This window comes from Limnohabitans sp. TEGF004 (assembly GCF_027924965.1).
Lineage (GTDB): Bacteria > Pseudomonadota > Gammaproteobacteria > Burkholderiales > Burkholderiaceae_C > Limnohabitans.
Window position 1 is genome coordinate 850,001 of record NZ_AP027056.1, and the last position, 21,838, is coordinate 871,838.

A 21,838-nucleotide genomic window follows, 5' to 3' on the forward strand; every position below is an offset into this window, starting at 1 on the left:
CTCAGTGTTTTTCCACGTGCGCTTGGCGCGTGTACAAAAAGTCAATCACGGCTTTGCGGTAGTGCAAATAGCCAGGGTCGTCGGCCAGCGTCACGCGTGAGCGGGGGCGAGGCAGGTCCACATGCAGCACTTCGCCGATGGTGGCGGCGGGGCCATTGGTCATCATCACAATCTTGTCGGATAGCAACACGGCTTCGTCTACATCGTGCGTCACCATCACCACGGTGCTTTGGGTGTTGGCCACGATGGCCAGCAACTCGTCTTGCAGCTTGGCGCGAGTGAGGGCGTCGAGCGCACCAAAGGGCTCGTCCATCAACAACACTTGCGGCTCCATGGCCAAGGCACGTGCAATGCCCACGCGTTGTTTCATGCCACCTGAGATTTCGCCTGGGCGTTTGAAGGCTGCGTGGCTCAAGCCCACCATGTCGAGTGCCGCGTGGGTGCGAGCGGTGAGTTGGGCTTTGTCTTCTTTGGGCTTGCCGTCCACGATGCCGGTTTGGCCGAACACGCGTTCCACTCCGAGGTAAACGTTTTCAAAGCAAGTGAGCCAAGGCAAGAGTGAATGGTTTTGAAACACCACCGCACGCTCGGGGCCTGGGCCTGCGATTTCGCGGTTGGCGCAAATCAAGGTGCCTTGCGTGGGTGTGGTCAAACCTGCAATGAGGTTGAGCAAGGTGGACTTGCCGCAACCCGAGTGACCGATGAGAGCGACGAACTCGCCTTTGCCCACGGTCAGGTCAATGTCGCGCAAGGCGGGGAAGTCGCCTTTGGCGGTGCGAAAGGTTTGGGCCACGCCCTGAATTTGCAAATACTTGGTGGTCAACGATGCGTTCATGACTGCACCTCCTCAAAGGTGAATGCGGTGGCGAGTTTGATGAGGGCGTACTCCAACACCAAGCCCACGATGCCAATCACGAAGATGGCGATGATGATGTTTTTCACATTCAGGTTGTTCCATTCGTCCCACACCCAAAAGCCAATTCCCACGCCACCGGTCAGCATCTCAGCCGCGACGATGACCAACCACGCTGTGCCTACGGCCAAGCGCACGCCGGTCAACATGTAGGGCAACACCGCAGGGAACAAAATCTTGCTGACGATCTTCCATTCCGAGAGGTTGAGCACACGCGCCACGTTCATGTAGTCTTGCGGCACACGTTGCACACCGACGGCGGTGTTGATGACCATGGGCCAAATGGAGCAGATGAAGATGGTCCAAATGGCCGCAGGGTTGGCGCCTTTGAACACCAACAAACCAATGGGCAACCAAGCCAAGGGCGATACAGGGCGCAACAAGCTGATGAGCGGGTTGAACATGCGCGACAAGAACTCGAAGCGTCCAATCAGAAAGCCCAAAGGAATGCCCACCAACGCGGCCAAACCAAAACCCAGTGCCACGCGCTTGAGAGAACTCCACACGTTCCAGCCCACGCCTTGGTCGTTGGGGCCGTTGCTGTAGAACGGGTTGCTGAACACATCCACGGCTTGCCAGAAGGTGTCGGTTGGGTTGGGAAAGTTGTTGGTGCTGGTGACAGACACCAGCGACCAAATGCCCACCAGCAGTGCCAAGCCCATGAAGGGCGGCACCACGCGTGACAACAGGTGTTTCAAATGCATGAGATGTGTCCTTGTGCGAGAGCGTTCGTGGATGCTTTAAGCGTGAACTTTGAAGCTGTCGGCGTATTTCTTTGGGTCTTTGCCGTCCCACACCACGCCGTCCATCAATTTGCTGGTGCGCATCACGTCTTTAGGCACTGGCGTTTTGCTGGCCGCAGCGGCTTGTTTGAAGATGTCGATTTGGTTGATCTCTTTGGCCACCTTCAAATAGTCAGGGTGGTCTTTGAGCAAGCCCCAACGCTTGTGTTGCGTGAGGAACCACATGCCGTCTGAGAGGTAAGGGAAGTTGGCCGTGCCGTCGTTGAAAAACTTCATGTGGTTGGGGTCGTCCCACGTTTTGCCCAAACCGTTTTGGTAGCGGCCCAAGATGCGTTGGTTGATCACATCCACGCTGGTGTTGACATACGACTTGTCGGCGATGGTTTCAGCCATCTTCATTTTGTTTTGCAAGCCCGCGTCAATCCACTTGCCCGCTTCCAAAATGGCGGCGGTCACAGCGCGTGCGGTGTTGGGGTATTTCTTGACGAAGTCGCCGGTGGTGCCCAGCACTTTTTCGGGGTGGTCACGCCAAATGTCTTGGGTGGTGGCGGCGGTGATGCCAATGCCATCGGCAATGGCGCGGTGGCCCCAAGGCTCGCCCACGCAGTAGCCGTCCATGTTGCCCACGCGCATGTTGGCCACCATTTGAGGCGGCGGCACGGTGATGACCTTGGCGTCTTTGAGTGGGTTGATACCCGCGCTGGCCAACCAGTAATACAGCCACATGGCGTGTGTGCCGGTGGGGAAGGTTTGGGCGAAGGTGTATTCGCGTTTGTCAGTGGCCATCAACTTGGCGAGGCTGGCTGCATCGACCGCGCCTTTGTCGGCGAGCTTTTTGGACAGCGTGATGGCTTGGCCGTTTTGGTTCAAGCTCATGAGCACGGCCATGTCTTTCTTCGGCCCGGCAGTGCCCATGTGCACGCCGTAAATCAGGCCGTACAGAGCGTGGGCAAAGTCGAGCTCGCCGTTGACCAATTTGTCGCGCACACCTGCCCAGCTGGACTCTTTGGTGGGGATGATCTTGACGCCGTATTTTTTGTCGATGCCCAGCACCGAAGCCATCACCACGCTGGCGCAATCGGTGAGGGGAATGAAGCCGATGCGCACTTCTTCTTTTTCAGGTTTGTCTGAACCTTGGGCGTACACCGCGGCACGCAAGGCAGGGGCGATGGTGAGAGCGCCTGCGGTGGCGGCTTGCAAGACATTGCGGCGGCTCATGGGGGTCTCCAAAAGTTTCGTCATGACATCACTCCTCTATAAAAAAACTGGGGCAGAAACGACAAAGGCGTCCTCACCGCACGCACTTGGGGTGCATGGGTGGGGACGCCTTTGTCCTTGAACCGTCATTGGTTCTTGCTGTGAACTGATTGCAATTGCTGTGCCAGCTGTTGAGGGTTCTCCCGTATGAAAAAACGCCCCATGGCGGGGCGTTTGCATCGATGTGCACCAAGAAGGCGCACCAAATTAGGACAGCAGGTCGGCCATGTCGAGTGTGCGTTGTGCCACGTCGCCCATCTTCAAACCTTTGTCCATCGCCACTTTGCGCAGCTTGGTGAAAGCGTCTTGCTCGCTCAGGCCTTGACGTTCCATCAACAGGGCTTTGGCGCGGTCAACCACTGTGCGCTCTTGCAACGCGTGGCGTGCGTCGTCGCGCTCACCGCGCAGGCGTTCTTCGTATTCAAAGCGTGCCATGGCCACATCCAAGATGGGGCGAATGCGTGTGCTCGACAGGCCATCGACGATGTAGGCCGACACGCCCACCGCCACCGCGTCGCGCACATGGGTGGTGTCGTTGTCGTCGGTGAACAGCACGATGGGGCGGCGCTCGTCGCGGGTGGCGAACACCACGTGTTCTAAGGCATCACGTGCTTCAGATTCCGCATCCACGATGATCAGGTCGGGTTGCAGCTGATGGATGCGGTCTGCCAAAAACACATCGGCAGGCAAGGTGGCAATCAGGTTGAAGCCGCTTTCTAGCAAGCCAATGCGCAGCGCCCTAGATCGTTCGGCTTGTGACACGGCGTGTTCATCGCTCGCGTCTTGAATATCCAAGTCAGGTGCGACCACCACGATTTTCAGTGCGGTGGGTGACTTGGAATGGGGAAACTTGCTTTTCATGCGGGGTGAATGTGGGGATGCCTTTGCGGTGCCTTTGCTAACTCGCAAGTAATGGGCCAATCCACGCATGTTTATAGTTGTGCCTTGTGAATAGAGAGAAAATCGTCTGATCATTGAGGAGTCTTCATGTCCATTTCATCGACCAAATTTCACTGGGGCGACCCTTTCATGCTTGACCAGCAATTGACCGACGATGAGCGTCAGGTCAAAGATGCGGCGGCGGCTTATTGCCAAGAGCGTTTGGCGCCACGTGTGTTGGAAGCTTTCCGTCATGAAAAAACCGATGCGTCTATTTTTCGTGAAATGGGTGAGCTGGGTTTGTTGGGCCCCAGCATTCCTGAAGCCTATGGCGGTGCGGGTTTGAACTATGTGTGCTACGGCCTGGTGGCTCGCGAAGTCGAACGCGTGGACTCAGGCTACCGCTCGATGATGAGCGTGCAATCGTCTTTGGTGATGGTGCCCATTTATGAATTTGGTACCGAAGCCCAAAAGCAAAAGTACTTGCCCAAGCTCGCCACAGGCGAGTGGATTGGTTGCTTTGGTTTGACCGAACCCAACCACGGCTCAGATCCTGGCAGCATGATCACGCGTGCCAAGAAAGTGACGGGGGGTTATTCGTTGTCAGGCGCCAAGATGTGGATCACCAACAGCCCGATTGCCGATGTGTTTGTGGTGTGGGCCAAAGATGATGCAGGCGCGATTCGCGGCTTCGTTTTGGAAAAAGGCTGGAAGGGTTTGAGTGCACCTGCGGTGCACGGCAAAGTGGGCTTGCGAGCCTCGATCACAGGTGAAATCGTGATGGACGAGGTGTTTGTGCCAGAAGAAAACGCGTTCCCAGATGTGCGTGGCCTCAAAGGTCCGTTCACCTGCTTGAACAGCGCGCGTTACGGCATTGCTTGGGGCGCTTTGGGTGCTGCTGAAGATTGCTTCCACCGCGCTCGCCAATACGTGCTGGACCGTCAGCAGTTTGGTCGCCCACTCGCCGCCAATCAGCTGATTCAAAAGAAACTGGCCGACATGCTGACTGAAATTTCATTGGGCCTGCAAGGCTGTTTGCGCTTGGGCCGCATGAAAGACGAGGGCACCGCAAGCGTCGACATCACATCCATCCTTAAGCGCAACAGCTGTGGCAAAGCACTAGACATTGCACGCATGGCTCGCGACATGATGGGCGGCAACGGCATCAGCGATGAGTTTGGCGTGGCACGTCATTTGGTCAACCTGGAAGTGGTGAACACCTACGAAGGCACGCACGATGTGCACGCTTTGATTTTGGGTCGCGCCATCACTGGGATTGCTGCATTCAGCAACTGAAACGCCAGAGCGCTGATATAGAAAAGGGTTTGCAATGTTTTGCAAACCCTTTTTTTACCAATGACCGATGTTGGGCATGTCCACCCACGGCGCGGTTGGCGCTAAGGCTTCACCTTTTTGTAGCAACTCCACCGAGATGTCATCGGGTGAGCGCACAAAGGCCATGCGGCCATCGCGAGGTGGGCGAAGAATGGTGACGCCATGCGCTTGCAACTGCTCACAGGTGGCGTAAATGTTGTCGACGGCATAAGCTAAGTGACCGAAGTTGCGACCACCGGTGTAGACCTCTGGGTCCCAGTTGTAGGTGAGCTCCACTTGCGCATCTTCATCGCCAGGTGCGGCGAGGTAGACCAGTGTGAAGCGACCCTGCGGGTACTCGTTGGTGCGCAGGACCGTCAGGCCCAGCGCATCGCGGTAAAAACGCAACGACGCTTCTAGGTCAGTCACGCGCACCATGGTGTGTAGGTATTTCATGGCGAGCCTTTCTTTAAAGGGTGGGGTAGTCGGTGTAACCGACGGGGCCGGGTGTGTAGAAGGTGTTGGGGTTGGGCTCGTTCAGCACGGCATTCAATTTCAAACGCTCGACCAAGTCGGGGTTAGAGATGAACAAGCGACCAAATGCAACGGCATCGGCCTTGCCTGAGTCAATGGCGTCGATGGCCATTTGGCGGTCGTAACCGTTGTTGGCGATGTAGGTGCCTTGGAACGCTTGGCGCGCCCAGGCGTAGTCAAAGCCAGGCACGTCACGTGGGCCGCCCGTGGCGCCTTCGATGAAGTGAATGAACGCGATGCCGCGTTTGTTGAGCTCTTCCACCAGATAGGCAAACACAGTTTGTGGGTTGCTGTCAGCCAAGTCGTTGAAGGGGGTGAGGGGCGACAAACGAATGCCGACGCGGCCCGCGCCGATTTCGGCCACGCAGGCATCCACCACTTCGAGGGCAAAGCGGCAGCGGTTTTCAATCGAACCACCGTACGCGTCGGTGCGTTGGTTGGCACCGTCACGGATGAACTGGTCGACCAAATAACCATTGGCACCGTGAATTTCCACCCCATCAAACCCCGCACGAATGGCGTTGGCGGCGGCTTGGCGGAATTGCTGCACCACCTCTTGCACTTCAGCGGTTGTCAAAGCATGTGGCACGGGCACATCGACTTTGCCATTGGGGGTGTAGGCCACCACCTTGGGCTGAATGGCCGAAGGGGCCACGGGCTGCGCACCACCAGTCAGGTCTGGGTGCGTGATGCGGCCCACATGCCAAATTTGCGCGATGATTTTGGAGCCTGCCTCATGCACGGCTTGGGTGATGGGCTTCCAGCCTTCGACTTGGGCGTCTGAATAAATGCCGGGGGTCGCCATGTAGCCTTTGCCCACGGGCGAGATTTGTGTGCCTTCGCTGATGATGAGGCCCGCACCACTGCGCTGGCGGTAATAGTCCACGTTCATCGCGCTGCCGGGGATGTCGCCGTCAGCTGCGCGGCTGCGGGTGAGTGGGGCCATGACGATGCGGTTGGCCACTTCAATGTCGCCGATGCGTGTGGGTTGGAAAAGCTGAGGTGTCGTCATGTGCAATTTCTGAAGGTTCTGAAAGAATAAAAAGCTCAGCGATGGCTGTCGTTGCCATGCGTGCACATTTGATATGGGGCGTATTGTTCTGTTTTCAAGTGCTGGGTTTCAAGGTTCCGTTAATATGACCAGATCAATCGAGGGGCATTCAATGAAACAGCTGGGGTGTGCGTGGTTGGCGCTGTGTGCCTGTACAACAGCCATGGCCGCAGACGACTACAAAATCAAAGTCGATGTGACGCAGCAGCTGTTGTTCAAGTGCTGTCATGAATCAGAGCCTGATTCTCGGTTTGTCTTTGAAAGCATGCGGTGAACTCGACAACGCCCCCCTCTTTCACAGGCCTCACGTCTGAGCAGGCCGCGCAGCAACGCGCGCACGATGGACCCAACGCACTAGATGCCGCTCAGCGCCGCAGCGTGTGGGCTCGGCTATGGGCGATGTTGATGGAGCCCATGTTTGCGTTGTTGGTGCTGGCCGCTTCGCTGTATTTGGTGTTAGGCGATTTGACCGAAGGCGTCACGTTGTTTGTGTTTGTGTTGGCGGTGTTGGGTTTGACGTTTTACCAAGAGGGCAAGTCAGAAGCCGCCATTGATGCCTTGCGGCAACTGAGCCAGCCTTTTGCGCAAGTGATGCGTGATGGCCAACGCATCAGCGTGCCTTCCCGTGACGTGGTTGTGGGGGATGTGTTGTTCATTGCCGAGGGGGATCGCATTGCGGCGGATGCCTGGGTGTTGCAAGCGGACCAACTGCAAGTGGATGAATCGTTGTTGACGGGCGAGTCCTTGGCCGTGACCAAAGTGGGCGATGCTTTTGATGAGGCGTTGGCGCGCCACCTACAGCCGGGTGGCGATGAGTTGGCCGCTGTCTTTGGCGGCACCTTTGTGGTCCGTGGGCAAGGGGTGGTGCGCGTCACAGCCACAGGCATGCATAGCCAGATGGGGCGCATTGGTGCATCGTTGAATGACATTAAAACCGTGCTGACGCCACTGCAAAAGCAAACCACTCAGTTGGTGAAGGTGTTGGCGTGGATCACGTTTGGTTTGTGCGTGCTGATGATCCTCACCTTGGGCTTGCGCAATGGGGCGTGGTTGCCGGCGTTGTTGTCGGGCATTGCGTTGGCGATGGCCATCTTGCCCGAAGAGTATCCGGTGGTGATGGCCATTTTTCCGGCCTTGGGTGCGCATCGCTTGGCGCAACAAGGCGTGTTGACGCGACACATCAACGCGATTGAAACCTTGGGCGCGACCACCGTGTTGTGCACCGACAAAACGGGCACCTTGACGGAAAACCGTATGACGGTGGCGGCCTTGGCGGTGGGGGAGGCTTCTGCGCCACGTTTGTTCAAGATCAACGGCGAGTCGCTGCCAGATGAATTTCATGGGTTGGTCGAACACGCCATCTTGGCCAGCGCGCCTGAACCTTTTGACCCAATGGAAGTCGCCTTTCATGCCTTGGGTCAAACGTGGCTGAGCGACTCTGAGCATTTACATCCCGATTGGGATTTGGTGCAGACCTATGCGTTGAGCCCTGAGTTACGTGCCATGTCGCATGTGTGGCGTCCCAGCGAAGATGCGGCGCACATCGTGTCTGCCAAGGGGGCACCAGAGGCGGTGATGGCGTTGTGTCATCTCTCGCCCGCGTTGCAAGCGCAGTGGGGAGCCGTGGTGCATGCCATGGCGTCCGACGGCTTGCGCGTGTTGGCCGTGGCGCAGGGACGTTTTGTGGGCGACGCATGGCCAAGCTCCGCGCATGGTTTTGATTTTGAGTGGCTGGGCTTGATGGGCTTGAGTGACCCCTTACGCTCTGAAATTCCGCAAGCCATTGCCGATTGCCATTCGGCCAGCATCAAAGTCATCATGATTACCGGTGACTACCCGCACACGGCACGTGTCATTGCCAACCAAGCCGGCTTGCAGGGCGGTGACACCTTGACGGGGGATGTGATTGACGCCATGTCGGACGAAGCGCTGAGCGCACATCTCACAACCGTCAGCGTGTGTGCCCGCATTTCACCGCATCAAAAACTGCGCATCGTGCAAGCCCTCAAGCGCAGTGGCGAGGTGGTGGCGATGACGGGCGATGGCGTGAACGATGCGCCCGCATTGCGCGCCGCCCATGTGGGCATCGCCATGGGCGCACGCGGCACCGATGTGGCGCGCGAGGCTTCGTCGCTGGTCTTGGTGGACGACAACTTTGCATCCATCGTCAAAGGCATACGCCTAGGCCGCCGCATTTTTGGCAACCTGCAAAAGTCCATGGCGTACATCTTTGCGATTCACATTCCGATTGCCGGCTTGGCGCTGGTGCCCATGGTGTTTGCGTTGCCACCTTTGTTGATGCCTTTGCACATTGCGTTGTTGGAGTTGGTGATTGACCCCTCTTGTTCCATCGCGTTTGAGAACGAGCCTGCAGAGCCCCAGATGATGCAGCGCCCACCGCGTGACACCTTGGCGCCTATTTTTGGTTTCCAACAAATGTTGGCGTCCTTTTTTCAGGGGGTGTGCGTGTTGGCAGCAACGGGGGCGGCGTACTGGCACGCCATGGTTTTCTCTACAGAAGTGCAGCGCGCCATGGTGCTCATCACCTTGGTGGCCGCCAATGCCATGTTGATTTTTGTGAATGGGGCGCGCAATGCTGTTGCCCTGTGGGTCATGGCAGGGGCAATGGGCTTGGTGGTGTTGGGGGTGTATGTGCCATGGTTGGCTGCCCCGCTTTATTTGGCGCCCCTGGATGTCGCGCAGGTGATGACGGCATTGGGCTTGGGGGTCGCCAGCATCCTAGGTGCGTGGGTTTGCTTGAGTTTGCTTAGGTATGATGGGCCATTCAAAGGAGTTCAGCATGGCAGATATCAACCCAACCAACAATAACCTCGTCATCGGTGAAGGCGTTACTTTCAAAGGCTCTATTTCTGCGCCTGGCAAAGCCGTCATCAATGGCAATGTCACCGGCGAATTGACGGCTGACGATTTGTTGATTGGCACCAAAGGTCAAGTGACCGGTACTGTGCGTGCTCGCGAAATCGATGTGCACGGCGAACTGAACGAAGACATCGTTTGCAAAGAACACTTGTTGATTCACAGCACAGGCAAAGTGTCTGGCACCTTGGAATACCACGAGTTGGAAATCCAACGCGGCGGTAAGTTCAAAGGCAATATGAACCAGAAATGAATCGGTTCGCCAATCGGCGCGAAGCCTTTTGGCAGGGCATCCGCGATGCCCTAGGCGCTCCCGTTTTAGTTTTATTTGCAGGCATGGTCGGTTTCGGTGCCATGGGGCGTTCCCATGGTTTCGATGCTTGGATGACCGGCCTGACCAGCTTGCTGATGTTTGCGCTGCCCGGTCAGGTGGTGATGCTGGAGATGTTCATCTCTGGTTCATCCTTGTTGGCTATTGGCTTTGCCGTGACGCTGACCTCGACCCGTTTTGTCACCATGGTGGTGACGCTGTTTCCCCAACTCCACCGACGCGACCGCAACCCACTGCTGTATCTGTGGGTGCACATGCTGGCCATGACCGCATGGGCGGTGTCGATGCGCGAGTTCCCCCGCATGTCCCCTCAGCACCGCTTGAATTACTTCATCGGTTTGGCTTTGCCGTGTTGGCTGATTTCACCGATGGGCACGGTGCTGGGCTATTTTGTGGCGGGCTGGGTGCCAGCTGCGGTCACCTTGGGTTTGGTGTTCATCAACCCCTTGTTTTTCTTGCTCACCTTCACCGATGTGAAGCCTTGGGCCAATCGCATCGCCATTGGCTTGGGTTGCATCTTGGGTCCTGTTTTTTATGTGTTCGATGCCGACAGCAGTTTGCTGTTGACGGGTTTGGTGGCGGGCACGTTGGCCTATGTTGTTGACCGCCGCTGGCTGCGCCCAAAGCCTGTGGAGGTGCACACATGAACGCCGAGATGCAAGGGTGGGGCGTGTGGTTGGCGCTCAGTGCTGCGTGTATTGGCACCTATGTTTGCCGTGCCGCTGGCGTGAAGTTGTCGGGCCATATTCACCAAGACAGCGAGGTGTTTCGTTGGCTGTCTGCGGTGACCTACGCCATGGTGGCGGCTTTGACCGTACGCATGATTTTGATGCCACTGGGTTTGCTGGCCACCGTGCCTGTGTGGCTGCGTTTGGTGATTTGCGCGCTCAGCTTGTCCGTGATGGTGTCTAGCCCGCAACGCCGCTTGGTGCCTGCTTTGTTGACCGGCACCTTGTTGATGCTGGCTTATGGCGTGTTCCGTGCAAACCCATAGCCGCTGAGGCCTGCCGCTGTCCGAACCTACAATTTGCGTGCAACCTTGAAGGCACCATGAATATTCTGATTTCCAACGACGACGGCTTCCAAGCCCCGGGCATCGTGGCCCTGTACGAAGCGCTCAAAGATTTGGGCCGCGTCGAAGTGGTCGCGCCTGAGCACAACAACAGCGCCAAGTCCAACGCACTCACCTTGCACTCGCCGCTGTACGTGAGCCAAGCCAGCAATGGCTTTCGCTACGTCAACGGCACACCCGCGGACTGCGTGCACATCGCACTCACGGGTTTGCTCGACTACAAACCCGACCTCGTGGTGTCTGGCATCAACAACGGCGCCAACATGGGCGATGACACGATTTACTCTGGCACTGTGGGCGCTGCGATGGAAGGCTATTTGTTTGGCATTCCGGCCATCGCCTTTTCACAAGTTGAGAAAGGCTGGGGCCACATTGATGCCGCCGCTGCCAAAGCCCGTGAACTGGTGCAACAGATGCTGGCGCAGCCACCTGCAGCGGGCGCGCCTTGGTTGCTGAATGTGAACATCCCCAATCAACCCGTTGCGCACATCAAACCCTTGCGTGTCACGCGCTTGGGGCGTCGCCATTCGGCAGAGCGTGTCATCACGCAAACCAGCCCGCGTGGCGAAACCATGTATTGGATTGGCAGTGCAGGCGCCGCCAAAGACGATAGCGATGGCACCGACTTCCACGCCACGTTTGAAGGCCATATGTCGGTCACGCCGCTGCATGTGGACTTGACCGAACACGCCAGCTTGCCTGCGTGGACGCAACGCTTGCGCGGAGCGCACGCATGAAGCAGCGCCCCAGCTTTCCTGCACGCTTAGACACGGGTAAGCCACAAGCCGCACCTAAAACTTTGATGGGCGCGACCCGTGTGGTCATGCCGCCATCACCCGTGCGTGTGAAGCCTGCGGGCGTGGTCAGTCCCACGGGGGTGGGGCTAGATTCATCGGCCATTCGCGTGCGCATGGTGCAAAAACTTGCGGGGCAGGGCATCGATGATGCGGTGGTGCTTGAAGCGATGGGCCGCGTGGAACGCCATCGCTTTGTGGACAGTGCGTTGGTCAACCAAGCCTACGAAGACACGAGTTTGCCGATTGGCCTGGGCCAAACCATTTCCAAACCCAATGTGGTGGCCCGCATGATTGCCCTGCTGCGCGAAGCGCCGGGCCTGCAAGTTGCACCGCTGATGGGACGTGTGCTGGAGATTGGCACAGGCTGTGGCTATCAAGCAGCGGTGTTGGCTTGCGTGGCGCGTGAGGTGTACAGCATTGAACGTTTGCGTGGCTTGCATGACAAAGCGCGCGATAACTTGCGCCCCATGCGTTTGCCAAACGTGCATCTGATTTTTGGCGATGGCATGTTGGGCTATGCACAAGGGGCGCCCTACAGCGCCATCATCTCGGCTGCAGGTGGCGAGAACGTGCCGCAAGCTTGGATTGACCAGCTCGCCATGGGCGGCCGTTTGGTGGCGCCCACGCACACCAGCACGGGCCAACAAGCCTTGGTGGTGATTGATAAAACGCCGCAAGGCTTGCAACAAACGCTCCTCGAAGCCGTGAACTTTGTACCTCTAAAATCAGGCATTGCTTGAACACAGGGAAATCAGAATGTTTCGTGCCGGAATGTGGGGTCTTGCCGCCCTCGTGGCAGCCTTAGCGCTGTCGGGTTGCTCTAACAAAGGCCGCCTCGCCCCCATGGATGACCACTCGATAGGTGGTGCGCGTGGCACCACGCGTGTGTTGCCTGGTGCGGAGAACGCAGGCAAGCCCGGTTACTACACCGTCAAGCCTGGTGATACCTTGATTCGCATTGGCATGGACAACGGCCAAAGCTGGCGCGACATCATCCGTTGGAACAAGTTAGACAACCCCAATCTGATCGAAACAGGCCAAGTGCTGCGTGTGGCGCCGCCTGCGCCTGAAGTGGCGGTGGTGCGACCTGCCACATCGTCCACGGCAACAGCGCCTATGCCTGTGGCTTCGGCACCTTCATCGCCTGCCACGACATCTGCTGTGGCCCCTGCTGCACCGTCTGCCGTCGAGGATGCCATCAGCTTCCAATGGCCCGCACGCGGCAATTTGATTTCTGGTTTTGACGAGTCCAAAAACAAAGGCTTGGATATTGGCGGCAAAGTGGGCGACCCTGTGTTGGCCGCTGCCGATGGCCGTGTGGTTTACGCCGGTGCAGGTTTGCGCGGCTATGGCAACCTCATCATCTTGAAGCACAACAACACGTATTTGACGGCTTACGCGCACAACCAAACTTTGTTGGTGAAGGAAGACCAAGCCATCAAACGCGGTCAAAAGATTGCCGAAATGGGCAACAGCGATGCAGACCAAGTGAAGTTGCATTTTGAAATTCGCCGTCAAGGCAAGCCGGTTGACCCAGCTAAATACTTATCGGCGAACTGATGACCCAAGTCACGACAGAAAAGCAATGGCCTGACAATGCGCTCACCATCGAATCGATGGACCTAGAAGCGCAAGGCGTGGGCCACCGCGCCGATGGCAAAGTGGTGTTTGTGGATGGGGCTTTGCCCTTTGAGGTGGTGCGCGCCAATGTGCACCGCAAAAAAGACAACTGGGAAAAAGCCTCGCTGCTGGAAGTGCTGCACGAATCGTCGCAGCGCGTCACGCCCGGTTGCCCTCACTTTGGCTTGCACGCAGGGGCGTGCGGTGGCTGCAAGATGCAGCACTTGGATGCGGCTGCACAAATCGCCGTCAAGCAACGCGCCTTAGAAGACAACCTCTGGCACTTGGGCAAGGTCAAAGCAGAAACCATTTTGCGACCCATCCAAGGCCCTGCATGGGGCTACCGTTACCGCGCCCGTTTGTCGGTGCGCTATGTGGTGAAAAAGGGCGAAGTGCTGGTGGGCTTTCACGAGCGCAAGAGCCGCTATGTGGCCGACATGCGCCAGTGCCCCATCTTGCCGCCCCATGTGGATGCCATGCTATTGCCTTTGCGCAAACTCATTGGCTGCATGGAGGCGCGTGAGACTTTGCCGCAAATTGAACTGGCTTGTGGCGACCACGTGACTGCGATGGTGTTGCGCCACATGGAGCCGTTGAGCGCGCATGACATGGCTGCTTTGCGCGACTTTGCGGCCAAACACAACGTGCAATGGTGGTTGCAATCCAAAGGCCCAGACACGGTGTGTTTGATGGAAGGTGCCTTGGGCGAGCCACTGTCTTACGCCTTGCCTGAATTTGGCATCACCATGCCTTTCAAGCCCACCGATTTCACACAAGTCAATCCGCACATCAACCGTGTGTTGGTCACGCGTGCCTTGCGTTTGCTCGATGTGCAGCCGACCGAACGTGTGATTGACTGGTTCTGCGGTTTGGGTAACTTCACCTTGCCTTTGGCCACGCTCGCCCGCGAAGTCTTGGGCATTGAGGGCAGCGAGGCTTTGGTGGCGCGCTCCGGCGAGAACTACCTGTTCAACCAAGCCAACCGCGACAAGCCTTTGGCGCCAACAAGCTTTGTGGCGCGTAACTTGTTTGAGATGACGCCCGAGTTGCTGCGCCAAGATGGTGCCGCAGACAAGTGGTTGGTCGACCCGCCACGTGAAGGTGCTTTCTCGTTGGTGCAGGCCTTGGCCGAGATGCATCAGCAGCCAGAGCTGCGTCAGGGCTGGACACCACCGAAGCGCATTGTGTATGTGAGCTGCAACCCAGCCACCTTGGCGCGTGACGCAGGTGTATTGGTCAATGCAGCTGGCTATCGCATGTCGTTTGCGGGTGCGGTGAATATGTTCCCGCACACAGCGCACGTCGAGAGCATGGCGGTGTTTGATTTGGTCTAAACCGCAGCGCTTGAAAATCTACAGGCGTAAAAAAGGGACCGTGAGGTCCCTTTTTAGTTGGCGTAACAAACGCTTATTCGCGTTCGCCACCAAAGATGCCGAGCAAGGCCAGCAAGCTTTGGAACACGTTGATGATGTCCAAATACAAGGTCAGCGTGGCGCTGATGTAGTTGGTTTCGCCGCCGTCCATCACTTGCTTCAAGTCGTACAACATGAACGCGCTGAAGATGGCCATGGACAACATGGATATCACCATCATGCCGGCAGAGGATCCGACGAACACGTTGATGATGCTGCCCACCATCAAGACCACAGCACCCACCATGAGCCATTTGCCCATGCCAGACAAGTCGCGCTTGATGACGGTGGCCAAGCTGGCCATCACAAAGAACACGCCTGCGGTGCCTGCAAATGCAGTCATCACCAAATCAGCGCCGTTCTTGAAACCCAGCACCATGGCAATCATGCGTGACAGCATGAGGCCCATGAAGAAGGTAAAGCCCAAAAGCACGTAGACGCCAGTGGCACTTTCTTTGGTGCGCTCGATGGCGTAGATGAAGCCGAACACGCCAGCCAGCATCAAAATCATGCCCATCACGCCAGAGATGGCATAGCTGATGCCTGTGGTCACGCCAACCCATGCGCCCAAGACGGTGGGCAGCATGCTGATGGCGAGCAACCAGTAAGTGTTGCGCACCACGCGGTTGCGTTCAGCCGTCGGTAAGACGTGGTAATCAACGGTTTGAATGTTGTCATTCATGTGTAGCTCTCCTATAAACCTGATGATTCAGATGGGGCGAATTCTAGATGTTTCAAGTCGCGCAAGGCTATCGCTTACTTTTATTGAGGTTTCTTTTGTCTTGGGCGAGGGTAGTGGGGCGATCAGAGTCGGTATGCTTGGGGTTTTCTTACTTTTCAAACTCGCTTCACATGAAAACCAAACACTTCCTCGAATCCGCAGATGTCAAAACCATTGCCGCCGCCGCCGAAGCGGAAGCTTTGAAAAACAACTGGGCTGTGACCATCGCCATCGTGGACGATGGCGGTCATTTGTTGAACCTGCACCGTTTGGACGGCGCTCCTGCCATTTCTTCACACATCGCCCCAGCCAAAGCGCACACCGCAGCCTTGGGTCGTCGTGAAAGCAAGATTTACGAAGACGTCATCAACGGCGGTCGCGTGTCGTTTGTGACTGCGCCTGAAGTCAAAGGCATGCTCGAAGGTGGTGTGCCCATCATGAAAGACGGCCAGTGCATCGGCGCGGTGGGCGTGAGCGGCGTCAAGTCCAACGAAGACGCGCAAATTGCCAAGGCTGGCATTGCCGCCATCGGTCTCTAAATCAGCGCGCTCTCAAAGATAAGCCCCGCAGTTTTGGCTGCGGGGCTTTTTTGCGTTGAAGGGCGCTGTGTTTAGTAAATCAAACGCTCAGGATTGATTTCTTGCAGGATGGTGGTGGCAATTTCTTCGATGCTCTTGTGCGTGGTGGATAGCCAGCGAATGCCCGCACGGCGCATCATGGCCTCGGCCTCTGCCACTTCGTGGCGGCAGTTGGCCAAGCTGGCGTATTTGGAGTCGGGGCGGCGTTCGTTGCGAATTTCGCTCAGACGCTCGGGCTGAATAGTCAGGCCAAAGATTTTCTTTTTGTGTGGCATCAGAGCTGGCGGCAGTTGGCGGCGCTCGAAGTCTTCGGGGATGAGCGGGTAGTTGGAGGCTTTCAAGCCGTGCTGCATGGCCAAGTACAAGCTGGTGGGGGTTTTGCCGCTGCGGCTCACGCCTACCAAAATCACGTCAGATAACTCCAAGTCGCGGTTGAGCTGGCCATCGTCATGGGCCAAGCTGAAGTTGATGGCCTCGATGCGGTCGCGGTACTCTTGGCTCTTGCTGGCGTCTGAGAAGCGGCCCACACGGTGGTTGGACTTGATGCCCAGTTCTTTTTCGAGCGGGTTCACAAAGATGCTGAACATGTCCATCAGCATGGTTTTTTCTTTACAGCCTTCCAAGATGACGCTCAACACCTCCATGTTCACCAGCGTGGTAAACACAATCGGCTTACGGCCTTCGACCTCGCCTGTGTGCAAGATTTGACGCACGGCTTGGTGGGCTTTGTCCACCGAGTCCACAAACGGAATGCGGATGTGACGAAATTTCACCTCGAACTGCGCCAAGATGGCGTTGCCAAAGGTTTCTGCGGTGATGCCTGTGCCGTCAGACACAAAGAAAACGGTGGGATTGGGCATGAAAAACTTTCAATAGGAACCACGGGGTTGGGCAGAGAAGGGGCCCTGTCGGCCACCTACAATGCTGCATTATCCGAATTTCGCCACGCAGACTGATCGACCCATTCGAAAAAATACAAAGTCGCCGCGCTGTATGGCTGCACCGTTTTAACTTTTGGAGCTTGTCTATGACTGCACTTTTCAGCCCTACCGCCTTGGTGGTTCCCTTCGAAAAACTTCGAATGACGGACGTCGAATCCGTTGGCGGCAAAAACGCCAGCCTCGGCGAAATGATTTCGCAATTGCCCACGGGCGTTCGCGTGCCTACCGGCTTTGCCACTACGGCCCATGCCTTCCGTGAGTTCTTGGCTTACGACGGTTTGGTCGACAAAATCAACGCCCGCTTGGACAAGCTCGACACCGAAGATGTGCGTGCTTTGGCCGAAGTTGGCGCCGAAATTCGCGCCATGGTGGAAGCTCAGCCTTTCCCTGCCGATTTACAAAAAGCCATTGCGGAAGCGTTCGCGACTTTGTCTGAAGGCAATGCTGCCGCCACCTTTGCGGTGCGTTCATCCGCCACCGCTGAAGACTTGCCAGACGCGTCTTTCGCGGGCCAACAAGAAACTTTTCTCAACGTGCACGGCATTGACGAAGTGCTGCACAAGATGAAGGAAGTGTTTGCCTCGTTGTACAACGACCGCGCCATCAGCTACCGCGTGCACAAGGGCTTTGCCCACGCCGATGTGGCTTTGTCAGCCGGCGTGCAACGCATGGTGCGTTCTGACACGGGCGCTGCCGGTGTGATGTTCACCATCGACACCGAATCTGGATTTGAAGATGTGGTGTTCATCACCTCCAGCTACGGCCTCGGCGAGACCGTGGTGCAGGGTGCTGTGAACCCCGACGAGTTTTATGTGCACAAGCCAACTTTGAAGGCAGGTAAGCGCGCTGTGATTCGCCGCAACTTGGGCTCTAAGCTCATTGAAATGGTGTTCTCCACTGCTGAAGAGAAAAAAGCCACAGGCAAATTGGTCAAGACCGTGGATGTGCCCACCGAGTTGCGCAACCGCTACTCATTGACTGACTCTGACGTGGAGCAATTGGCCCACTACGCCATGGTGATTGAGGCCCATTACGGCCGTCCTATGGACATTGAGTGGGGCAAAGACGGCACAGACGGCCAGCTCTACATCTTGCAAGCGCGCCCAGAGACTGTGAAGAGCCAAGCCAAAGGTCAGTCCGAGTTCCGCTACAAACTCAAAGGTCACAGCACTGTGTTGGCCGAAGGCCGCGCGATTGGCCAAAAGATTGGCACCGGCCCTGTGCGCTTGGTGCACAACATCAGCGAGATGGACACTGTCCAGCCTGGCGACGTGTTGGTGACCGACATGACAGACCCCAACTGGGAACCTGTGATGAAGCGCGCCAGCGCCATCGTGACCAACCGTGGTGGCCGTACTTGCCACGCCGCCATCATTGCGCGTGAGTTGGGTATTCCTGCAGTGGTGGGTTGCGGTGACGCGACCGAGCGCTTGAAAGACGGCACGCTCGTGACTGTGAGTTGCTCAGAAGGCGACACCGGTTTGATCTATGACGGTTTGTTAGAGACTGAAGTGACCGAAGTGCAACGCGGCGAAATGCCCAGCATCAAAACCAAGATCATGATGAACGTGGGTAACCCACAGTTGGCGTTTGACTTTTGCCAGTTGCCCAACGAAGGTGTGGGCTTGGCCCGTTTGGAGTTCATCATCAACAACAACATTGGTGTGCACCCTAAGGCGATTCTTGACTACCCGAATGTCGATGCTGATTTGAAGAAGGCGGTTGAGTCCGTGGCCCGCGGTCACGCTTCGCCTCGCGCGTTCTACGTGGACAAAGTGGCCGAAGGCATTGCCACCATCGCTGCGGCGTTCTGGCCAAAGCCAGTCATCGTGCGTATGTCGGACTTCAAGTCCAACGAATACCGCAAACTCATTGGTGGCAGCCGCTACGAGCCAGAGGAAGAAAACCCAATGTTGGGCTTCCGTGGCGCCGCACGCTACATCAGCGAAGACTTCGGTGAAGCCTTTGCGATGGAGTGTGAAGCCATGCGCCGCGTGCGTACCGACATGGGTTTGACCAACGTGCAAGTCATGGTGCCATTCGTGCGTACCTTGGGCCAAGCAGAGCGTGTGACCAACTTGTTGGCCGAGCACGGCCTGAAGCGCGGCGAGAACGACCTTAAAGTCATCATGATGTGCGAAGTGCCTAGCAACGCCATCCTCGCTGACGACTTCTTGAAGTTCTTTGACGGCTTCTCGATTGGCTCGAACGACTTGACCCAACTCACCTTGGGCCTGGACCGTGACTCTGGCTTGGAGTTGTTGGCCGCTGACTTTGACGAGCGCGACCCTGCTGTGAAAGCTTTGCTCAGCAAAGCCATCGCGGCATGTTTGGCGCAAGGCAAGTACGTGGGTATCTGCGGCCAAGGCCCCAGCGACCACCCCGACTTCGCGCACTGGTTGGCCGATGAGGGCATCAGCTCCATCTCGCTGAACCCAGACAGCGTGATCGACACTTGGAAATCATTGGCCAAGTAATACCGCTTTGATGCCGCAGCCCTCTACAGCCTCTGACTCAGAGGCGCCGCGTCCCACAACGATCGAAGTCACGGCTTTGCCCAGACGTGCGTTGTGGGGTGCGGCGGGGCTGGTGGTTTTGACGGTGGGGTCTTTGGGCATGGCTTGGCTCTTGCCAGATGCCACGTTACTGCATTTTTTGTGGGTGGCGCAAGCCGTGCCTGTTCTGTACTTGCTGCTCGCTTGGTGGGGCACGCAAGCTTCGCATCCGACCGATGATGCGTCTTAAGTCTTGGCCTTGGCGTTTGTTGTTGCTCAGCTTTGCTGGGCTGGTTGTGCTGACACTGTTGTTGCTGCTTGCTGACTTTGCAGGCGTACCCAAGGGCGTTGTGAACGGTTTTTTCTTGGTGATCTCCATCATCGGTTATGCCGTGATTGGCATGTTTTGCCGCACCACCACGCCTGAAGAATATTTTGTCGCAGGGCGACGCATCAGCGCACCGCTCAACGGCATGGCGACAGCGGCTGATTGGATTTCTGCCGCCTCGTTCATTGGCCTCACAGGTTTGTTGTTGTCGGATGGCTTTGTCGGCGATGGTCAGCATCCCGGCGGCTTGGCTTATTTACTTGGCTGGACAGGCGGTTTTTGTTTGCTCGGTTTTTTATTTGCCGCCAAGCTCAACCTCTCGCAATCCATCACCATCCCTGATTTCTTAGGCCGTCGCTTTGACAGTGCGGCTGTGCGTTGGTTCGCTGCGTGGGGCGCTATTTTGTGCTCCAGTATTTACTTGGTGGCGCAAATTTACGGCATTGGCCTTGTGGCTTCCATGCTCTCGGGCTTGACCTTTGAGTTGGGTGTGTTCTTGGCGTTGGGTGGTGTGTTGCTGTGTTCATTCTTGGGTGGCATGCGCGCCGTCACTTGGACGCAGGGTGTGCAATGTGTGGTCATCGTGGTGTCGATGGTGGTCCTCGGCATGGCCGTGTCTTTCAAGACGCAAGGTCATCCTTTTGTGACGATTGCAGCGGCTCAGTCGTTGCCTGAAATCCAGCAGCGCGCCAAGCAAATTGAAACAGATCCTGCTGAGTTGAGTACGCGTGACATCATCAGTTTGCGCATGAGCAATTTGGATGTGAAGATTGCTGAGCCCACATACGCCCGCGAGGTCGAACGCCAAGCTGTGGCTCGTCAAGTGGCAAGGGCCAAAGCCGAGGGGGCTTCGCTGCGTGAGATTCAAAAGCTAGAGGCCAATCCTGCTTGGCGTGAGACATCGGTGGATCGCTTGGTGGGGGCGTGGCAAGCTGAGCGCGAGGTGTTGGCTGAGGCCATCTATCGTCCCGTGGGCTTTCAAGTGCCTTTGCTCAATGGCTGGAACCAGGGGTGGTTCAACAGCTTGGGGCTTGTGTTTTGCTTGATGTTGGGCACGGCTGCGTTGCCACATATTTTGGTGCGCTCTTACACCACGTCTACACCTGCAGAGGCTCAGCGCTCGGTGGTTTGGGCTTTGGGCATCATCGTGGTGGTTTACCTTTGCGCTTCTGCGCTCGCGGTCTTGCTCAAATCGTTTGTGCTGACCGAGTTGGTCGGCTCGCACTTGGACCAACTGCCAGATTGGGCGGATCGCTTGAAGCTGCGCAAATTGGCGCTGTTGAGTATTCAAGATTACAACCAAGACGGCATCGTGCAGTTTGCAGACATCCGTTTGTTCAACGATTACTTGGTGCTGGGCGTGCCAGAGATCACGCACATCTCGTCGGTCTTCACGGGCTTGTTGGCTGCTGGCGCGTTGGCTGCGGCCTTGTCAACAGCGGATGGCTTGTTGTTGACCATCTCGAACGCCCTGGCGCAAGACTTGTACTTTCAAACAGCAGAGCCCAATGCGCCCCCGTTGCGCCGTGTGATGTTGTCCAAAATTTTGCTGATGGTGGTGGCACTGATGGCTGCTTGGTTTGCCACTAACCGCCCCGTGAGTATTTTATTTTGGGTCACATGTGCGTTTTCTTTGGCCGCGGCCACGTTTTTCCCCGTGCTGTTGCTGGGCATTTACTGGCGCGGCATGAACCGTGTAGGGGCTTTGATGGCCATGGTGTCTGGGTTGGTCGTCACTTTGTATTACATCGCGGTCAACCACCCTTGGTTACAAATGCGCTTTCAACTGCAGGCCGCTGACACCTTGTGGTTTGGACTTGACCCCGTGTGCGCGGGCGTTTTTGGGGTGCCCGTAGGGCTGTTACTTGGCGTGGCGGGCAGCAAGCTCTCGAACACGCTAAAAAATTGACTATAATCGTGGGCTTTTCCCTTGCTGCCCGCGTCAGACGCCGTAGGCAGCTTCACATCCACAAGG

Annotated in this window: 23 protein-coding genes; 14 read left to right on the plus strand and 9 right to left on the minus strand. The window is 56.9% G+C overall.

Translation table 11 applies throughout. The features are described from left to right. Position 1: 1 nt before the first annotated feature. The 4 genes from LINBF2_RS04280 to LINBF2_RS04295 form a co-directional block, all read right to left on the minus strand. Positions 2-835 (minus strand): ABC transporter ATP-binding protein, encoded by an 834-nt coding sequence (locus LINBF2_RS04280; protein WP_281890682.1) that lies wholly within the window; start codon positions 833-835, stop codon positions 2-4. Next, entirely contained in the window at positions 832-1,617 is a 786-nt protein-coding gene (gene ntrB, locus LINBF2_RS04285) for a nitrate ABC transporter permease (protein ID WP_104799272.1), read from the minus strand. Before ntrB ends, LINBF2_RS04280 begins: the two co-directional genes overlap by 4 nt. A 36-nt stretch (positions 1,618-1,653) precedes the next feature. Beyond that, the gene (locus LINBF2_RS04290; RefSeq protein ID WP_281890684.1) at positions 1,654-2,898 is read right to left on the minus strand and encodes a CmpA/NrtA family ABC transporter substrate-binding protein; all 1,245 of its coding nucleotides are present in this window, start codon (positions 2,896-2,898) and stop codon (positions 1,654-1,656) included. A gap of 222 nt (positions 2,899-3,120) precedes the next feature. Continuing rightward, the gene (locus LINBF2_RS04295; RefSeq protein ID WP_281890686.1) at positions 3,121-3,774 is read right to left on the minus strand and encodes an ANTAR domain-containing protein; all 654 of its coding nucleotides are present in this window, start codon (positions 3,772-3,774) and stop codon (positions 3,121-3,123) included. Between the two features lie 126 nt (positions 3,775-3,900). Between LINBF2_RS04295 and LINBF2_RS04300 the strand changes: the two genes are divergently transcribed. After that, positions 3,901-5,088 (plus strand): acyl-CoA dehydrogenase, encoded by a 1,188-nt coding sequence (locus LINBF2_RS04300; RefSeq protein WP_281890688.1) that lies wholly within the window; start codon positions 3,901-3,903, stop codon positions 5,086-5,088. A gap of 54 nt (positions 5,089-5,142) precedes the next feature. On the opposite strand, the gene LINBF2_RS04305 is transcribed toward LINBF2_RS04300, so the two are convergent. Together LINBF2_RS04305 and LINBF2_RS04310 are read right to left on the minus strand one after the other, a co-directional pair. After that, on the minus strand, positions 5,143-5,562 hold the full coding sequence (locus LINBF2_RS04305; RefSeq protein ID WP_104799295.1) for a VOC family protein: 420 nt from the start codon (positions 5,560-5,562) through the stop codon (positions 5,143-5,145). A 13-nt stretch (positions 5,563-5,575) separates the two neighbouring features. Continuing rightward, entirely contained in the window at positions 5,576-6,652 is a 1,077-nt protein-coding gene (locus tag LINBF2_RS04310) for an alkene reductase (protein WP_281890691.1), read from the minus strand. Between the two features lie 151 nt (positions 6,653-6,803). Between LINBF2_RS04310 and LINBF2_RS04315 the strand changes: the two genes are divergently transcribed. The 9 genes from LINBF2_RS04315 to rlmD are packed head-to-tail and all read left to right on the plus strand — an operon-like array spanning position 6,804 to position 14,722. Continuing rightward, positions 6,804-6,965: a hypothetical protein gene (locus tag LINBF2_RS04315; RefSeq protein ID WP_281890693.1), complete on the plus strand. Its 162-nt coding sequence runs from the start codon at positions 6,804-6,806 to the stop codon at positions 6,963-6,965. After that, the gene (locus LINBF2_RS04320; RefSeq protein ID WP_281890695.1) at positions 6,962-9,520 is read left to right on the plus strand and encodes a cation-translocating P-type ATPase; all 2,559 of its coding nucleotides are present in this window, start codon (positions 6,962-6,964) and stop codon (positions 9,518-9,520) included. The genes LINBF2_RS04315 and LINBF2_RS04320 overlap by 4 nt, the downstream gene beginning before the upstream one ends. Then, positions 9,492-9,821, plus strand: a complete 330-nt coding sequence (locus LINBF2_RS04325; protein WP_158268547.1) for a polymer-forming cytoskeletal protein — start codon at positions 9,492-9,494, stop codon at positions 9,819-9,821. Before LINBF2_RS04320 ends, LINBF2_RS04325 begins: the two co-directional genes overlap by 29 nt. After that, positions 9,818-10,546 carry an AzlC family ABC transporter permease gene (locus LINBF2_RS04330; RefSeq protein WP_281890697.1) on the plus strand — a complete coding sequence of 243 codons (729 nt, stop codon included), beginning with the start codon at positions 9,818-9,820 and terminating at the stop codon, positions 10,544-10,546. Before LINBF2_RS04325 ends, LINBF2_RS04330 begins: the two co-directional genes overlap by 4 nt. Continuing rightward, the gene (locus LINBF2_RS04335; protein WP_281890699.1) at positions 10,543-10,893 is read left to right on the plus strand and encodes an AzlD domain-containing protein; all 351 of its coding nucleotides are present in this window, start codon (positions 10,543-10,545) and stop codon (positions 10,891-10,893) included. Before LINBF2_RS04330 ends, LINBF2_RS04335 begins: the two co-directional genes overlap by 4 nt. A 56-nt stretch (positions 10,894-10,949) precedes the next feature. After that, complete coding sequence (gene surE, locus LINBF2_RS04340; protein WP_281890701.1) at positions 10,950-11,708, plus strand: 5'/3'-nucleotidase SurE; 759 nt, start codon at positions 10,950-10,952, stop codon at positions 11,706-11,708. Continuing rightward, positions 11,705-12,508: a protein-L-isoaspartate(D-aspartate) O-methyltransferase gene (locus tag LINBF2_RS04345; protein WP_281890703.1), complete on the plus strand. Its 804-nt coding sequence runs from the start codon at positions 11,705-11,707 to the stop codon at positions 12,506-12,508. The genes surE and LINBF2_RS04345 overlap by 4 nt, the downstream gene beginning before the upstream one ends. A gap of 16 nt (positions 12,509-12,524) precedes the next feature. Beyond that, the gene (locus tag LINBF2_RS04350) at positions 12,525-13,328 is read left to right on the plus strand and encodes a peptidoglycan DD-metalloendopeptidase family protein (RefSeq protein WP_281890705.1); all 804 of its coding nucleotides are present in this window, start codon (positions 12,525-12,527) and stop codon (positions 13,326-13,328) included. After that, a complete protein-coding gene (rlmD, locus tag LINBF2_RS04355; RefSeq protein ID WP_281890707.1) occupies positions 13,328-14,722 on the plus strand; it encodes a 23S rRNA (uracil(1939)-C(5))-methyltransferase RlmD in 1,395 nt (464 codons plus the stop codon). Before LINBF2_RS04350 ends, rlmD begins: the two co-directional genes overlap by 1 nt. A gap of 73 nt (positions 14,723-14,795) precedes the next feature. Here the strand turns inward: rlmD and LINBF2_RS04360 are convergent, their stop codons facing one another. Next, positions 14,796-15,482, minus strand: a complete 687-nt coding sequence (locus tag LINBF2_RS04360; protein WP_281890709.1) for a Bax inhibitor-1 family protein — start codon at positions 15,480-15,482, stop codon at positions 14,796-14,798. A 170-nt stretch (positions 15,483-15,652) separates the two neighbouring features. Between LINBF2_RS04360 and LINBF2_RS04365 the strand changes: the two genes are divergently transcribed. Next, a complete protein-coding gene (locus LINBF2_RS04365; RefSeq protein ID WP_281890711.1) occupies positions 15,653-16,060 on the plus strand; it encodes a heme-binding protein in 408 nt (135 codons plus the stop codon). A gap of 71 nt (positions 16,061-16,131) precedes the next feature. Here the strand turns inward: LINBF2_RS04365 and LINBF2_RS04370 are convergent, their stop codons facing one another. Continuing rightward, positions 16,132-16,959 carry a pyruvate, water dikinase regulatory protein gene (locus tag LINBF2_RS04370; RefSeq protein WP_104799307.1) on the minus strand — a complete coding sequence of 276 codons (828 nt, stop codon included), beginning with the start codon at positions 16,957-16,959 and terminating at the stop codon, positions 16,132-16,134. Positions 16,960-17,126: 167 nt separating this feature from the next. Here LINBF2_RS04370 and ppsA point away from each other — a divergent pair, with 167 nt between their 5' ends. Further along, positions 17,127-19,517: a phosphoenolpyruvate synthase gene (ppsA, locus tag LINBF2_RS04375; RefSeq protein ID WP_281890714.1), complete on the plus strand. Its 2,391-nt coding sequence runs from the start codon at positions 17,127-17,129 to the stop codon at positions 19,515-19,517. On the opposite strand, the gene LINBF2_RS04380 is transcribed toward ppsA, so the two are convergent. After that, positions 19,503-19,658: a hypothetical protein gene (locus LINBF2_RS04380; RefSeq protein ID WP_161499713.1), complete on the minus strand. Its 156-nt coding sequence runs from the start codon at positions 19,656-19,658 to the stop codon at positions 19,503-19,505. The genes ppsA and LINBF2_RS04380 overlap by 15 nt on opposite strands. On the opposite strand from LINBF2_RS04380, the gene LINBF2_RS04385 reads away from it, so the two are divergent. Together LINBF2_RS04385 and LINBF2_RS04390 are read left to right on the plus strand one after the other, a co-directional pair. Next, complete coding sequence (locus LINBF2_RS04385) at positions 19,657-19,785, plus strand: hypothetical protein (RefSeq protein ID WP_255416370.1); 129 nt, start codon at positions 19,657-19,659, stop codon at positions 19,783-19,785. The genes LINBF2_RS04380 and LINBF2_RS04385 overlap by 2 nt on opposite strands. Continuing rightward, a complete protein-coding gene (locus LINBF2_RS04390; protein ID WP_281890719.1) occupies positions 19,772-21,772 on the plus strand; it encodes a VC_2705 family sodium/solute symporter in 2,001 nt (666 codons plus the stop codon). Before LINBF2_RS04385 ends, LINBF2_RS04390 begins: the two co-directional genes overlap by 14 nt. The last annotated feature ends 66 nt before the right edge of the window (positions 21,773-21,838 follow it).